This window comes from Blastococcus sp. SYSU D00820 (assembly GCF_054050695.1).
In genome coordinates this window covers 1-14,040 of record NZ_JBJGZW010000025.1, presented here as the reverse complement: position 1 = coordinate 14,040, position 14,040 = coordinate 1, and the positions used below count along the sequence as shown (strand labels likewise).

Genomic DNA, 14,040 nt, shown 5'->3' with positions numbered 1-14,040 from the left:
ATGCGACTGACCTGCACCGTCAACGGCACGCAGCAGCAGGTGGACGACGTCTGGGAGGGCGAGAGCCTGCTCTACGTGCTCCGCGAGCGGATGGGCCTGCCCGGCTCCAAGAACGCCTGCGAGCAGGGCGAGTGCGGCTCCTGCACCGTCTACCTCGACGGGCTGCCCGTCTGCGCCTGCCTGGTCGCGGCCGGGCAGGCCGAGGGCCGCGAGATCGGCACCGTCGAGGGCCTGGCCGGACCCGGCACGCTGCACCCGGTCCAGCAGGCGTTCCTCGAGGCCGGCGCCGTCCAGTGCGGCTTCTGCACGCCGGGTCTGCTGGTGGCCACCGACGACCTGGTCCGGCGCTCGCTGGCCGAGGACCGCAAGCCCGCCGACGCCGAGATCCGCGAGGCGCTGGCGGGCAACCTGTGCCGCTGCACCGGCTACGAGAAGATCCTCGACGCCGTCCGCCTGGCCGCCGACCGGATGGCCGACCGGCAGCCGGAGGACGCGCGATGAGCGCCCCGGCCCGCACCCCCAGCGGAGCACCGGCGCACCTGACCGGCGCCGGCGCCGGCCGCATCGGCGACGACGCCCAGCGGCCCGACGGCGTGCTGAAGGTGCGCGGCGAGTTCGCCTACAGCAGCGACCTCTGGATGGAGGACATGCTCTGGGGCGTCACGCTGCGCAGCCCGCACCCCTACGCCCGCATCCGCTCGATCGACATCGGCCCGGCGCTGGCGGTGCCGGGTGTCTCCGCCGTCCTCACCTCCGACGACGTGCCCGGCGAGAAGGTCTACGGCCTGGAGCTGGCCGACCAGCCGGTGCTGGCGTTGGACGTCGTGCGCTACCAGGGCGAGCCGGTGGCGCTGGTCGCCGCCGACCACCCCGACACCGCGCGCCGGGCCGCGGCACGGATCGTCGTCGACTACGAGGTCTGGGAGCCGGTCACCGACGCGCGCGTGGCGCTCGGTCATCCCACCTGGAACCAGGTGCACGAGGAGCCGGCCGAGGTCACCGAGCTCAGCCGCGAGAGCGCCCACCTGCACCCGCAGGGCAACCTCGTGCGCCACCTCAAGGTCCGCAAGGGCGACCCCGACGCCACCGCCGACGTCGTCGTGGTCGGCGAGTACGAGGTCGGCATGCAGGACCAGGCCTTCCTCGGCCCGGAGTCCGGGCTCGCCGTCCCCGGGGACGACGGCGGCGTCGACCTCTACGTCGCCACCCAGTGGCTGCACGTCGACCAGAAGCAGATCTGCTCGGCGCTGGGCCTGCCGCCGGAGCGGGTGCGGCTGACCCTGGCCGGCGTCGGCGGGGCCTTCGGCGGCCGCGAGGACATCTCCATGCACGTGCACGCCTGCCTCCTGGCGCTGCGCACCGGCAAGCCGGTGAAGATGTCCTACAACCGCGAGGAGTCCTTCTTCGGCCACGTGCACCGGCACCCCGCGACGATGCGCTACGAGCACGGCGCCACCCGGGACGGCGACCTGGTCTACGTGAAGGCGGCCATCTACTTCGACGGCGGCGCGTACGCCTCCAGCACGCCGGCGGTCGTGGGCAACGGCGGCACGATGGGCGCCGGGCCCTACGTCATCCCGAACGTGCACATCGACTGCTACGGCGCCTACACGAACAACCCGCCGTGCGGTGCCATGCGCGGGTTCGGGTCGGTGCAGACCACCTTCGCCACCGAGTCGCAGATGGACGCGCTCGCCGCCGAGCTCGGCATGGACCCGGTCGAGCTGCGCTGCCGCAACGCCATGGAGCAGGGCTCGGAGACGCCCACCGGCCAGGTGGTCGACAGCCCGGCGCCGGTCGCCGAGCTGCTGCGCCGGCTCGAGGCGATGCCGCTGCCGCCGGAGGTGCCGACGGGCGGCGACGTCGACCTGCGGGACATGCCCGGCGGGGTCTCCAACACCACCCACGGCGAGGGCGTGCGCCGCGGCGTCGGCTACGCGGTCGCCTACAAGAACGTCGCCTTCTCCGAGGGCTTCGACGACCACTCCACCGCCCGCGTGCGGCTGGAGGTGGTCGGCGGCGAGGCGGTCGCGACGGTGCACACCGCGGCCGCGGAGGTGGGCCAGGGGCTGGTCACCGTCGAGCAGCAGATCGCCCGCACCGAGCTGGGGGTCGACCAGGTCACCATCCACCCGAAGGACACCACCGTCGGCTCGGCGGGGTCCACCTCGGCCTCCCGCCAGACCTACGTGACCGGCGGCGCGGTGAAGGCGGCGTGCGAGGCGGTCCGGGCGCAGGTGCTCGCCCGCGCCGAGCGGCTGATCGGCCGGGCGGTGCCCGACCTGCGGCTCTTCGACGGCGCGGTGGTCTCCGACGACGAGGGGATCAAGCTGCCCCTGGCCGACGTCCTCGGCGACGAGGTGCTCGAGGAGACGCTGGAGTGGCGGCACCGCCCCACCGAGGCGATCCACCCCGAGACCGGGCAGGGGTTCGCGCACGTGCAGTACGCCTTCTCCGCGCACCGGGCCGTGGTCGACGTCGACACCGAGCTGGGCCTGGTGAAGGTCGTGGAGATGGCCTGCACGCAGGACGTCGGCAAGGCCATCAACCCCCAGGCGGTCGTCGGCCAGATCCACGGCGGCACCGCCCAGGGGCTGGGCCTGGCGGTGATGGAGGAGATCCTCGTGCGCGACGGGCGGGTGCAGAACCCGTCGTTCACCGACTACCTGATCCCCACCGTGCTGGACATGCCGCCGATGCGGGTGGAGATCCTGGAGTACGCCGATCCGCACGCCCCCTACGGGCTGCGGGGGGTCGGCGAGGCGCCGAACATCTCCTCCGGCCCGGCGGTGCTGGCCGCGATCCGGGCGGCCACCGGGCTGCCGCTGACCCGGGTGCCGGTGCGGCCGGAGCACCTGACGGGGACGTGAGCGGGCGCCGGCGCCGCACCCCGGGTGCGGCGCCGGCGACCCCGCTCAGAGGGTGAACTGCGCGACCCGGCCCTGCAGGTCGGCGGCGCGGCCGGCGAGCTGCTCGGCCAGCCGGCGCGACTCCGCGATGCGGGCCGCGCTCAGCTCGGACGAGTCGGCCACGGCCCCGGCACCCCGGGCGATGTCCTGGCTGCCCTGCGCGGCGACGCCGATGTTGCGGTCGATCTCGGCGGTGGCGGCGGTCTGCTGCTCGACGGCCGCCGCGATCGTCGTCTGGAGCGCGCTGATCTGGCCGACGGTCTCGCCGATCCGGCCGATCGCGCGCATCGCCTGGCCGGAGTCGCCCTGGATGGCCGCGATCCGCTGCGAGACGTCCTCGGTCGCCTTCGCCGTCTCCTGCGCCAGCTCCTTGACCTCGTTGGCGACGACGGCGAAGCCCTTGCCGGCCTCACCGGCCCGGGCGGCCTCGATCGTGGCGTTGAGGGCCAGCAGGTTGGTCTGCTCGGCGATGCCGGTGATGACCTTGATGACGTTGCCGATCTCCGCCGACGAGGTGCCCAGCTGGGTGAGGGTGTCGTTGGTGCTGGCGACGATCTGCACCGCGTCGGAGGCGACCGACGCCGCTTCCTGGGCCGACCGGGAGATCTCCCGGATCGACGCCGTCATCTCCTGGGCGCCGGTGGCGACCTGCGCGACGTTGCCCGAGACCGCGGCGGCGGTGCCCGACACCGACTGGGCGTGCGCCGCACCGGCGTCCGAGGCCTCGACCACGCCGGCGGTCGCCAGGGTCAGGTCGTCGACCAGCCCGGTCATCTCGCCGGCGGAGGTGACGACGCTGGCGACCATCCCGCGGATCCGGCCCACGCCCTCGGCCAGCGCGGCGGTCAGCCGGGCCAGCTCGTCCTCGCTGTCCGGGGTCGCCACCGGGGACAGGTCGCCGCGGGCCAGGGCGTCGGCGGCCGAGCGCACGGGGGCGATCCGGCGGCGGATGCTGCCGGCGAGCACGATGCCGAGGGCCACGGCGAGCGCCACGCCGACGGCGAGCAGGACCAGCGTCAGCGTGCGGGCCCCGGCGAAGTCGTCGGCGATCCGGGCCCGGCTGGCCGCCTCGTCGGCGACCAGCGCGTCCTTCATGGCCGCCACGTCGGCCTGGAACTGCAGGTAGGCAGCCGTGGCGGTGTCGCCGAGCTGCTGGGCGTCCGGCGCGCCGGCCGCCGTGGCGGCCCGGTACGCGGCGTCCTTGGCCACCATGTCGTCCCAGCCCCTGGCCAGCGCCTCGGCGCGCCCGGCCAGCTCCGGTGGTGTGTGCGCGAGCAGCTGCTCGATGTCGGCGTCGGTGGCCTTCCGCGACTCGATCTGCAGGCCGTTCTGCAGCTGGTAGATGTCCGGCTGGCCCTGGACCGCTCCGAGGGCGGCGACGAGGCCGTGCACGGAGTAGGCCTGGAAGTCGTCGGTCAGCTCCTGCAGGTCGGCCAGCGGGCGAACGTCCCGGGTCGAGAGGGCCTCGACGCGCTGGTGGATGGAGCTCATCTGGGCGACGTTCACCGCGCCGAGCGTCACCATGACGGCGGCGACGCCGAGGAAGGCGGCGAGGAGCCGGGCGCGGATGCTCCGGCGCAGGACGGAGGGGACGAGGGACACCGGCGCACTCCCGTGTTGCAGACGATCGACCGGGAGGCTTTCGGCACGTTTCCGTCCGCTTTCAACCGGAGACCGCGCGGGGCGCCATGACCTCCGGCACAGTTCTCCGGGTCAGCCGCCGGTCTCCGTCCAGCGGCGCTCCAGCGCCGCCCGCCCGGCGCCGGTGGGCCGGCCCCACAGCCGCAGCCGGGCCATGCCGCCGTCGGGGAAGACGTCCATGCGCACCGCGGTGACGCCTGCGTCGCCGGGCAGCACGAACCGGTGCCGCGTGTCGGGCTGCAGCGGCGTGCGCGGCAGCAGCTCCACGGTGCCGCCGTCGGCGGTCGTGCCGGTGAGCGCGGCCGCCCCCGGCGCGTTGCCGAGGAACCACGAGGTGTCCAGCTCGGCCAGGGTGACCACGCCCTCGCAGGCCAGCGCGACGTCGACCCAGTCGTTGCCGCCGTCGCGGCGGCGGGCGTTCTCCCAGCCCTCGCCCATGTGCCGGGCCAGGCCGGGGCCGATGAGCTGGTGAGGGCTGCCGTAGAAGGCGTTGCTGACCCCGGTGATCCGCCCGCCGTTCTCCAGCGCGGCGAGGTCGCACGGCCCGGCGTCCAGCAGCCGGGGGTCGGGCACGGCCTCGCCGTGCACCCGGAGCCGCGCGACGCCGCCGTCGGGGTGGATGGACAGCCGCACGTGCGTGACCCGGCGGCCGGAGTCGACGACGAAGCGGTTCTCCGCGCCCCCGGCCAGCGGGGACAGCGGCACCAGGGGGAACCAGCCGGCGCGGGGCAGGTCGGCGGCCGGCGGGTACCCGTCGACGACCGCGCCCTCCAGCGAGGCCTGCGGCGGGTAGTTGCCGAGGAAGAAGGCGGTGTCGACGACGACCGCGCGCACCACGCCCGGGACGCCGAGCCGCACGATCGCCCAGTCCGAGCCCGGCTCCCGCCGCCGGCGGGTCTCCCAGCCGTCGTACTCCTTGCCGCGGGCGCCGAAGTCGTCGCGGGCACGCGCCGGGCCGGGGGTGATCAGGTTCTCCTTGCCGGCGAAGAACTCGTCGTTGGCGCCGACCACCGCGCCGCCGAGGGACCGGAGGGCGAGGTCGGGCAGGTCGAACGGGTCGGTCATCGCGTTCCTCGGTCTCGGGTTCCCCTGCGGCGGGGAGGGTAGGGGGCGGGAGTCCGTGCACTTCCCCGAGGAGGCCTCGTGTCCGAACCCACCGACGACCTGCGCGAGCGGGCCCGCCAGCACGGCCAGCAGCTGCCCGCCGAGACGGCCCTCGGCAACGCCGACCCGGCAGGTGGTGTCATGGACGATCCGCAGGTGCTCGACCAGGCGGCGCGCGAAGAGGGCGAGCAGCGCAGCAGCTGACTCACCGGGTACCGCCGCGGCTGAGCAGCCGGCCGCGCGGGCTCCCGTCGGCGACCTCGCCGCGCAGCCAGGTCCGCCGCACCACCCCGGTCAGCTCGCGCCCGGCGTAGGGCGTGACCGGGTTGCGGTGCAGCAGCCGCTCCACCGTCCAGCGCTCCTCCGGCGCGAACGCGACCAGGTCGGCGTCCTTCCCGACGGCGATCGCGCCCTTGCCGGGCAGCCCGGCCAGCCGCGCCGGCGCGGCCGACATCCAGCCCACCACCTGGGCCAGGCCGATCCCGCGCGCACGGGCGCCGGTCCACACCGCCGGCAGGCCCACCTGCAGCGAGGCGATCCCGCCCCAGGCCAGCCCGAAGTCGCCGACGTCCAGCCGCTTGAGCTCGGGCGTGCAGGGCGAGTGGTCGCTCACCACCAGATCGACGTCCCCGTCGGCCAGCGCCGCCCACAGCGCCTCGCGGTGCCGGGTCTCCCGGATCGGCGGGCAGCACTTGTACGCGGTGTCGCCGTCGGGCACCTCCTCCGCGGCGAAGGTCAGGTAGTGCGGGCAGGTCTCCACGGTGATCCGCACGCCCTCGGCGCGCGCCCGGCGCAGCAGCGGCAGCGCGTCGGCGTCGGCCAGGTGCACGACGTGGCTGCGGGCTCCGGTGTCGCGGGTCGCCGCGACCAGCCGGCCGATCGCCGTCTCCTCCGCGGTGGGCGGCCGCGAGGCGAGGAACGCCGCGTAGCTGGCACCCGCCGGCTCCGGCGCCGCCGCGATCTCGTCGGCGTCCTCGGCGTGCGCGATGAGCAGCGCGTCGAGGCCGGCCAGCTCCCCCAGGGCAGCGCGGAGGCCGGCGTCGTCCAGCGGCGGGAACTCCGGCACGCCCGAGTCGAGCAGGAAGCACTTGAAGCCGACGACGCCGGCCTCGTGCAGCGGCCGCAGCTGGTCGACGTTGCCGGGCACGGCGCCGCCCCAGAAGGCGACGTCCACCGCCACCTGCCCCTCGGCCACCGCCCGTTTTCCGTGCAACGCCTCGAGGGTGGTGGTCGGGGGCAGCGAGTTCAGGGGCATGTCGACGATCGTGGTGACGCCCCCGGCGGCCGCGGCCCGGGTCGCGGTGGCGAAGCCCTCCCACTCGGTGCGCCCGGGCTCGTTCACGTGCACGTGGCTGTCGACCAGGCCGGGCAGCAGCACCTCGTCCTCGGCCAGCGTCACCGCCCCGGCGGGCACGTCGTCGTAGCCGGTGACGGCCGTGACCACGCCGTTCTCGGTGTGCACGGCGGCGGCGCGCTCGCCGTCGGGCAGCACCACCCGGCGGGCGCGGACGACCAGGCTCACGCGACCTCCTCCCCCGCGCCGGCCAGCGCGTCCAGGGCCCGGACCACCCGGTGCAGCTGGGTGCCCCAGGCGGTGGCCACCCACCCGCCGGGCAGCGGCAGCCGGACGGCGTCCTCCCCGGTGGCGACGTCCTGCCGGCCGGCGCCCAGGGAGACGGTCGAGGCGTAGGCCACCGGGGCCACCGGCGGCGCCCAGGCCGGCGCGCCGGGACCGAGGCCGATGGTCGTGTGCACCAGCGGGTGCCCCTCGCGGACCACGCGGGTGGTGCCGGTCCAGCGGCCCGGCTCCTCACCGGTGCGGCCGAGCAGCACCTGCTCGGTGGCGGTGAGGACGGCGTCGCCGCCCAGCTCGGCGGTCAGCTCCGCCCGGTGGTGGGCTCGGGCGGCCACCACCGTGGGCTCCATGCGCAGGTCGAGGGCGCCGGTCACCTCGGCGGTCACCCGCTGCACCGAGGGGCGGTGGCCGTCCCGCGCCGGCAGCGCCACCGCGGCCGCCACCGAGCGCACCGCGAGCGTGGCGCCCTCCTCGACGACGAGCCGCACCTCGGCGTCGTCGCCGCCCAGCGGCCCGAATGCCGTGGCCACCAGGTGCACCGACGCGGGCCCGGTCCGCCGGACCGCCAGCTGACCCGACGCGCGGACCACCGGCAGCACCGTCCGGCCGCCGGGACCGCGCCGGGCGACCACCTCGACGACCGTCCTCACGAAGGCAGTGTCTGCACGCGCGCCCGCACCTGCTCCCGCACCCACTCCGCCACGGGCGCCGCGGTCGGGTCCTCGCGGAGCGAGATCAGCAGCGTCGGCTTCTCGCCGCGCACGACCGCCGAGTCCCGCCGCATGACGTCGAGGTCGGCCCCCACCAGCGGGGCGAGGTCGGTCTTGTTCACCACGAGCAGGTCGCTGGCGGTGACGCCGGGGCCGCCCTTGCGGGGCACCTTGTCGCCCCCGGCGACGTCGATCACGAAGATCTGCACGTCGACCAGGCCGTAGCTGAAGCTCGCCGTCAGGTTGTCGCCGCCGGACTCGACGAGCACCAGCTCCAGGCCGGGGTGGCGCTCCTCGAGCAGCTCGACGGCGTCGAGGTTGGCGGTGATGTCGTCGCGGATCGCGGTGTGCGGGCAGCAGCCGGTCTGCACCGCCTCGATCCGGTCGTCGGGCAGGACGGCGTTGCGGCGCAGGAAGTCGGCGTCCTCGGTCGTGTAGATGTCGTTGGTGACGACGGCCAGGTCGTACTCGCGGCCCAGCGTGCGGCACAGCGCCGCGGCCAGCGCGGTCTTGCCGGAGCCGACCGGGCCGCCCAGGCCCACCCGCAGCGGGCCCTGCCGGCCGCCCGCGGAGTGCCGGTGCGCCACCGGCGGGTCGACGTAGTCGGTGAGGTTGTGGTCAGGCGGCACGGGAACTCCCAGGGTGCTCAGGACGCGAAGTAGCGGTCGGAACGGGCGGCGTGCACCTCGGCCAGCAGGTCGAGGAGCGGGTCGGTGTCGGCGGGCAGGTCGCCTGTCGCGCGCGCATGGCCGGCCGCGGCGACGGCGTCGACCTCCGGCGCCAGGCGCGCGGTGACGGCGGCGACGGTGATCGGGTCCATGGCCAGCAGGCGCTGCGCCGCGGTCGCCGGGCCGCTGGTGCTCAGGTAGGCCGCGGCGGCAGCGGCGTCGCGGGACGTCAGCCCGCCCGCCGCGGCGGCGACGCCCAGCGCGATCGGGTGGTGCGGCGTGGCCGGCAGCGCGTCCCACACGGCGGACGGCCAGGCCCGGCGGCCGACCCGCACCAGGCCCCGGCCCTGCTGCCGGGAGGCCGCGCGCAGCGCCGGGGACGGCGTCCGCGCGTCGGCCTCGGCGTCGAGGGAGGACAGGACCGACGCGAGCAGAGCCCCGTCCCCCTGCCCGTCGACCGCCCTGCAGGCTGCCGACGCCAGCCCGGCGGCCACCACCCCGGCCGTGTGCAGCCGCCGCAGCAGGAACGCGGCCAGCGAGCCGGGGTCGTGCACGTGGCCGGCCGCGATCGCCTGCTCCACCCCACCGGAGTGGGTGTGGCCCCCGGCCGGGAGCCGGGAGTCGGCCAGCGTGAGGAGGGCCGAGGTCATCAGAAGAGGAAGTAGCGCTGCGCCATCGGCAGCTCGCGCACCGGCTCGGGCTCCCACACCTCGCCGTCCACGGTCACCGTGAAGGTGTCCGGGTCGACGCGGATGTCCGGCAGCGCGGTGTTCTCCGGCATGTCGGCCTTGGACAGCCGGCTGGTGTCGGTGACCGCCACCAGCCGCCGGTCGACGGCCAGCCGGCCGGCCAGGCCCGCGTCGATCGCCGCCGGGGCGACGAAGTGCATCGAGGTCTGCGCCGGCACCTTCCCGTAGGCGCCGAACATCGGCCGGGGCAGCTGCGGCTGCGGCGTCGGGATGGAGGCGTTGGCGTCGCCCATCTGCGCCCAGGCGATCACCCCGCCCTTGAGGACGGCGTGCGGCCGGACGCCGAACAGCCCCGGCTCCCACAGCACCAGGTCGGCCAGCTTGCCGGGCTCGACCGATCCGACCTCGCCGTCGATGCCGTGCGCGACGGCCGGGCAGATCGTGTACTTGGCGACGTACCGGCGGGCCCGCAGGTTGTCCGCCGCGCCGTCGCCGGCCAGCGACCCGCGCTTGCGCTTCATGACGTGGGCGGTCTGCCACGTGCGCAGCACGACCTCCCCGACGCGGCCCATCGCCTGGGCGTCGGAGCCGATCATGGAGATGGCGCCGAGGTCGTGGAGCAGGTCCTCGGCGGCGATCGTCGTCGGCCGGATCCGGCTCTCGGCGAAGGCGAGGTCCTCCGGCACGGAGGAGTCCAGGTGGTGGCAGACCATGAGCATGTCGAGGTGCTCGTCGAGGGTGTTCACCGTGTGCGGGCGGGTGGGGTTGGTGCTGCTGGGCAGCACGTTCGGGTGCCCGGCGACGGTGATGATGTCCGGCGCGTGACCGCCGCCGGCCCCCTCCGTGTGGTACGCGTGGATGCTGCGCCCGGCGATCGCGGCGAGGGTGTCCTCGACGAAGCCGGCCTCGTTGAGGGTGTCGGAGTGCAGCGCCACGGGGACGCCGTGCCGCCCGGCGACGGTGAGGCAGGCGTCGATCGCCGCGGGCGTGGAGCCCCAGTCCTCGTGCAGCTTGAAGCCGCTGGCCCCGGCGCGCAGCTGCTCCTCCATCGATTCCTGCGAGACCGTGTTGCCCTTGCCGAGCAGCGCGACGTTGACCGGCCAGGGGTCCATCGCCTCGAGCATCCGGGCCAGGTACCAGTCGCCGGGGGTGATCGTGGTGGCCTTGGAGCCCTCGGCCGGGCCGGTGCCGCCACCGATCAGCGTGGTCACGCCGGAGCCGAGCGCCGTCGGCACGATCTGCGGGCAGATGAAGTGCACGTGGCAGTCGATGCCGCCGGCGGTGAGGATCCGGCCGTTGCCGGCCAGCACCTCGGTGCCGGGGCCGATCACCAGGTCGGGGTGGACGCCGTCCATCGTGTCGGGGTTGCCGGCCTTGCCGAGGGCCACGATGCGGCCGTCCCGGACGCCGACGTCGGCCTTGACGACGCCCCAGTGGTCGAGGACGACGACGCCGGTGATGACCAGGTCGGGGGCTCCCTCGGCGCGGGTGGCCCGGCCCTGGCCCATCGACTCGCGGATGACCTTGCCGCCGCCGAAGACCGCCTCCTCCCCGGCCCGGCCGGGACCGCCGCAGCGGTCCTCCTCGACCTCGATGAGCAGGTCGGTGTCGGCCAGCCGGATCCGGTCGCCGACCGTGGGGCCGTAGAGCTGCGCGTAGCGCTCGCGGGACAGCTGCACCATCAGCCGAGCCCTCCTTCTGCGGTGAGGCCCGGGACCACCCGCGCGCCGGCGATCGGCACGAGGACGACCGTGCGCGTGATGCCCGGCTCGAAGCGGACCGCGGTGCCGGCGGCGATGTCGAGCCGGTGGCCGTGCGCGGCCGCGCGGTCGAAGGTCAGTGCCCGGTTGGTCTGGGCGAAGTGGAAGTGCGAGCCGACCTGGACCGGCCGGTCGCCGGTGTTGGCCACCTCCAACTCGATCCGGGGGGCGTCGGGGAGCGTCTCGATCGACCCCTCGGCGGGGATCACCTCTCCCGGGATCACGGGATGGGGTGGTGGACGGTCACGAGCTTGGTCCCGTCCGGGAACGTCGCCTCCACCTGCACCTCCTCCAGCAGCTCGGGGACGCCGTCCATGACGTCGTCCCGCGTCAGGACCGTGCGGCCGGACTGCATCAGCTCGGCGACGAGCACCCCGTCACGGGCGCCCTCGAGGACGTGGTCGGTGATCACCGCGGTCGCCTCCGGGAGGTTGAGCCGCAGGCCACGGGCGCGGCGACGGCGGGCGAGCTCGGCGGCGTAGGACAGCAGCAGCCGTTCCTGCTCGTGGGGCGACAGGTGCACAGCGCGAGGACCTCCCTGGTGCGGCGGACGCCCCATGCTGACCGCTCCGTGTGACGGCTCTGTTGCGCGCCACCGTGCCGCCGGTCTCTTGCGCCGGCCTCCCCGTCGCCTCTATGGTTCATTACATGAGTAATGAACCCCTGCACCTCGGGGAGCCGGCCCCACCTCGGGGGACCGGGTGAACGAGGACGCGGGCCCGATCTTCCGGCAGGTCGCAGCCCAGATCGAGAACGCGATCGTCGACGGCTCCCTGCCGGAGGAGAGCCAGGCGCCGTCGTCCAACGAGCTCAGCGCCTTCCACCGCATCAACCCCGCCACCGCCGCGAAGGGCCTCAACCAGCTGGTGGCCGACGGGGTCCTCTACAAGAGACGAGGAGTCGGGATGTTCGTCGCCACGGGCGCTCGCGAGCAGCTGCTCAAGCGGCGGCGCAGCGAGTTCGCCGACCAGTACGTCCGGCCGCTCATGGCCGAGGCCACCAAGCTCGGCATCTCCGTGCACGAGCTCACCACCATGATCGACCGCTGGGAGGACGAGCGATGACCGCCGTGGCCACCGTGCGCGACGTGACGATGCGCTACCGCGAGCACACCGCGCTCGACGGCGTCAGCACCTCGATCGAGGAGGGCGCCATCACCGGCCTCCTCGGCCGCAACGGCGCCGGCAAGACGACGCTGATGCAGCTGCTCACCGGGCACCGGGTGCCCACCGCCGGCCGGGTCGACGTGTTCGGCGCCCGCCCGTACGAGAACGACGACGTCCTCCGCCGGATCTGCTTCATCAAGGAGGGCCAGCGCTATCCGGAGCACTTCCGGGTGCGCGACGCGCTGGACTTCGCCGCCACCGTCTTCGCCGACTGGGACGCCGACCTCGCCGCCGCCCTGCTGCGCGACTTCGACCTGCCGGCCAAGCGCCCCGTGAAGAAGCTGTCGCGCGGCATGAACTCCGCGGTCGGCATCATCATCGGGCTGGCCTCCCGCGCACCGCTCACCCTCTTCGACGAGCCCTACCTGGGGCTGGACGCCGTGGCGCGGCAGCTGTTCTACGACCGGCTGCTCGCCGACTACGCCGAGCACCCCCGGACGATCATGCTGTCCACCCACCTGATCGAGGAGATCGCCCCCCTGCTCGAGCGGGTGCTGCTGGTCGACCGCGGCAAGGTGCTCCTCGACGCCGACGCCGAGTCCCTGCGCGGGACGGCGCTCACGGTCACGGGGACGACCGACAAGGTGGCCGCGTTCGCCGCCCGGCACGACCTCCTGCACACCGAGACGCTCGGCGGGCACAGCCGGGCCGTCGTCCGCCTGAGGAACGGCGGGAACGGGGACGACGCCGCCGCGGCCGGCCTGTCGTGGGAGCCCACCAACCTCCAGCAGCTCGTCGTCGCGATGAGCCTGCGAACCGCCGCGGCCGACCCCGCCGCCACGACCGACCTCGAGGAGGTCTCGCGATGACCCGCGTCCTGCAGGCCGCACGACTGCACACCGTCAACCCGCTGGTGATCCTCGGGGTCCCCTGGCTGGTGGTCGGCATCAGCTTCGCGATCAACCTGGCGGTCTTCCACCTGACCCCGGCCGGCGACGGCGACGGCTTCAGCGGCGGCGTCCTGGCCCTCTACATCACCGTCCTGGTCGTCTACGTCCAGTCGGTGACCCAGCTGCTGCCGTTCGCGATCGGGGTCAGCATCAGCCGCCGGGCCTTCTACCTGGGGACGGCGCTCGTGGCCGTCGTCCAGTCGCTCGGCTACGGCATCGTCCTGTCGGCCCTCGTCGCTCTCGAGGACGCCACCGGCGGCTGGGGCGCCGACCTGCAGTACTGGGCACCCGGCGTCTTCGAAGCCGGCAACCCGGTGCTCCAGGTGCTCTACTCGGGCGCGCCGATGCTGGCGGCCATGTGCATCGGGATCGGCATGGGCGTGGTCCACCAGCGGTGGGGGCAGACCGGCACCTGGGGCCTGATCATCGGCACCCTCGTCCTCTTCGGCGGGCTCGCGGTCCTCATCACCTGGCTCGAGGCCTGGGGAAGTGTCGTCGACTGGTTCGCCGCACAGTCCACGACCACCCTCACCGTGGGCGTTCCCCTCGCCATCGCCGTCGCCGCGGCACTGGCCGCCTACCCGGGGGTCCGGCGCGTCGTCCCCTGACCCACCCGGACATGCACGCGGCCCCGATCCGTCACAGTGACGGATCGGGGCCGCGGTGTATGCGTGAGCCCGCCGGCACCGACGTTGCGCCTTTCGCGCGCGAATGGCGGGTGTGGGGGTGCCGGTGTCGCGTTGTCGGTTCTTGGGTGGGGAATGCCGAACGGGCCCCAGCCTGGTGGCTGGGGCCCGTTGGGGGAATGGTTGTCCGGCGGCGTCCTACTCTCCCACCCCGTCTCCAGGGCAGTACCATCGGCGCTGAGAGGCTTAGCTTCCGGGTTCGGAATGAGACCGGGCGTTTCCCTCTCGCCATGGCCGCCGT

15 protein-coding genes and 1 rRNA gene are annotated in these 14,040 nt (G+C 74.6%); 6 read left to right on the top strand and 10 right to left on the bottom strand.

Annotation, left to right across the window (positions count from 1 at the left end; genetic code table 11):
• Together ACI79R_RS20140 and pucD are read left to right on the top strand one after the other, a co-directional pair.
• Entirely contained in the window at positions 1–501 is a 501-nt protein-coding gene (locus ACI79R_RS20140) for a (2Fe-2S)-binding protein (RefSeq protein ID WP_456575446.1), read from the top strand.
• A complete protein-coding gene (gene pucD / locus ACI79R_RS20135) occupies positions 498–2,870 on the top strand; it encodes a xanthine dehydrogenase subunit D (RefSeq protein ID WP_456575445.1) in 2,373 nt (790 codons plus the stop codon). Before ACI79R_RS20140 ends, pucD begins: the two co-directional genes overlap by 4 nt.
• 45 nt (positions 2,871–2,915) lie before the next feature.
• On the opposite strand, the gene ACI79R_RS20130 is transcribed toward pucD, so the two are convergent.
• Both ACI79R_RS20130 and alc read right to left on the bottom strand, forming a co-directional pair.
• Positions 2,916–4,511, bottom strand: coding sequence for a methyl-accepting chemotaxis protein (locus ACI79R_RS20130; protein WP_456575444.1), 1,596 nt, complete (start codon positions 4,509–4,511; stop codon positions 2,916–2,918).
• Positions 4,512–4,622: 111 nt separating this feature from the next.
• Entirely contained in the window at positions 4,623–5,615 is a 993-nt protein-coding gene (alc, locus tag ACI79R_RS20125) for an allantoicase (RefSeq protein ID WP_456575443.1), read from the bottom strand.
• A gap of 78 nt (positions 5,616–5,693) precedes the next feature.
• Between alc and ACI79R_RS20120 the strand changes: the two genes are divergently transcribed.
• Positions 5,694–5,858: a hypothetical protein gene (locus ACI79R_RS20120; protein ID WP_456575442.1), complete on the top strand. Its 165-nt coding sequence runs from the start codon at positions 5,694–5,696 to the stop codon at positions 5,856–5,858.
• Between the two features lies 1 nt (position 5,859).
• Here the strand turns inward: ACI79R_RS20120 and allB are convergent, their stop codons facing one another.
• Genes allB through ACI79R_RS20085 form a run of 7 tightly spaced genes read right to left on the bottom strand, consistent with a single transcriptional unit; the run spans position 5,860 to position 11,580 of the window.
• Complete coding sequence (gene allB / locus ACI79R_RS20115) at positions 5,860–7,176, bottom strand: allantoinase AllB (RefSeq protein WP_456575441.1); 1,317 nt, start codon at positions 7,174–7,176, stop codon at positions 5,860–5,862.
• Positions 7,173–7,880, bottom strand: coding sequence for an urease accessory protein UreD (locus tag ACI79R_RS20110; RefSeq protein WP_456575440.1), 708 nt, complete (start codon positions 7,878–7,880; stop codon positions 7,173–7,175). The genes allB and ACI79R_RS20110 overlap by 4 nt, the downstream gene beginning before the upstream one ends.
• Positions 7,877–8,569 carry an urease accessory protein UreG gene (gene ureG / locus ACI79R_RS20105; protein ID WP_456575439.1) on the bottom strand — a complete coding sequence of 231 codons (693 nt, stop codon included), beginning with the start codon at positions 8,567–8,569 and terminating at the stop codon, positions 7,877–7,879. Before ureG ends, ACI79R_RS20110 begins: the two co-directional genes overlap by 4 nt.
• A gap of 17 nt (positions 8,570–8,586) precedes the next feature.
• Positions 8,587–9,258, bottom strand: coding sequence for an urease accessory protein UreF (locus ACI79R_RS20100; RefSeq protein WP_456575438.1), 672 nt, complete (start codon positions 9,256–9,258; stop codon positions 8,587–8,589).
• Complete coding sequence (locus tag ACI79R_RS20095; protein WP_456575437.1) at positions 9,258–10,979, bottom strand: urease subunit alpha; 1,722 nt, start codon at positions 10,977–10,979, stop codon at positions 9,258–9,260. The genes ACI79R_RS20100 and ACI79R_RS20095 overlap by 1 nt, the downstream gene beginning before the upstream one ends.
• On the bottom strand, positions 10,979–11,266 hold the full coding sequence (ureB, locus tag ACI79R_RS20090; RefSeq protein ID WP_456575436.1) for an urease subunit beta: 288 nt from the start codon (positions 11,264–11,266) through the stop codon (positions 10,979–10,981). The genes ACI79R_RS20095 and ureB overlap by 1 nt, the downstream gene beginning before the upstream one ends.
• Positions 11,267–11,277: 11 nt before the next feature.
• Positions 11,278–11,580, bottom strand: a complete 303-nt coding sequence (locus tag ACI79R_RS20085; RefSeq protein ID WP_456575435.1) for an urease subunit gamma — start codon at positions 11,578–11,580, stop codon at positions 11,278–11,280.
• Between the two features lie 178 nt (positions 11,581–11,758).
• On the opposite strand from ACI79R_RS20085, the gene ACI79R_RS20080 reads away from it, so the two are divergent.
• The 3 genes from ACI79R_RS20080 to ACI79R_RS20070 are packed head-to-tail and all read left to right on the top strand — an operon-like array spanning position 11,759 to position 13,721.
• Positions 11,759–12,121 (top strand): GntR family transcriptional regulator, encoded by a 363-nt coding sequence (locus tag ACI79R_RS20080; RefSeq protein ID WP_456575434.1) that lies wholly within the window; start codon positions 11,759–11,761, stop codon positions 12,119–12,121.
• Positions 12,118–13,032 carry an ABC transporter ATP-binding protein gene (locus ACI79R_RS20075; protein ID WP_456575433.1) on the top strand — a complete coding sequence of 305 codons (915 nt, stop codon included), beginning with the start codon at positions 12,118–12,120 and terminating at the stop codon, positions 13,030–13,032. The genes ACI79R_RS20080 and ACI79R_RS20075 overlap by 4 nt, the downstream gene beginning before the upstream one ends.
• Positions 13,029–13,721, top strand: coding sequence for a hypothetical protein (locus ACI79R_RS20070; protein ID WP_456575432.1), 693 nt, complete (start codon positions 13,029–13,031; stop codon positions 13,719–13,721). The genes ACI79R_RS20075 and ACI79R_RS20070 overlap by 4 nt, the downstream gene beginning before the upstream one ends.
• Before the next feature lie 203 nt (positions 13,722–13,924).
• Here the strand turns inward: ACI79R_RS20070 and rrf are convergent.
• Positions 13,925–14,040, bottom strand: a 5S ribosomal RNA gene (gene rrf / locus ACI79R_RS20065).

Coding starts and splice junctions, on each gene's coding strand:
- ACI79R_RS20100 (WP_456575438.1), bottom strand. CDS start 9,258: ATGACCTCGGCCCTCCTCACGCTGGCCGACTCCCGGCTCCCGGCCGGG.
- pucD (WP_456575445.1), top strand. CDS start 498: ATGAGCGCCCCGGCCCGCACCCCCAGCGGAGCACCGGCGCACCTGACC.
- ACI79R_RS20070 (WP_456575432.1), top strand. CDS start 13,029: ATGACCCGCGTCCTGCAGGCCGCACGACTGCACACCGTCAACCCGCTG.
- ACI79R_RS20095 (WP_456575437.1), bottom strand. CDS start 10,979: ATGGTGCAGCTGTCCCGCGAGCGCTACGCGCAGCTCTACGGCCCCACG.
- ACI79R_RS20140 (WP_456575446.1), top strand. CDS start 1: ATGCGACTGACCTGCACCGTCAACGGCACGCAGCAGCAGGTGGACGAC.
- ACI79R_RS20075 (WP_456575433.1), top strand. CDS start 12,118: ATGACCGCCGTGGCCACCGTGCGCGACGTGACGATGCGCTACCGCGAG.
- alc (WP_456575443.1), bottom strand. CDS start 5,615: ATGACCGACCCGTTCGACCTGCCCGACCTCGCCCTCCGGTCCCTCGGC.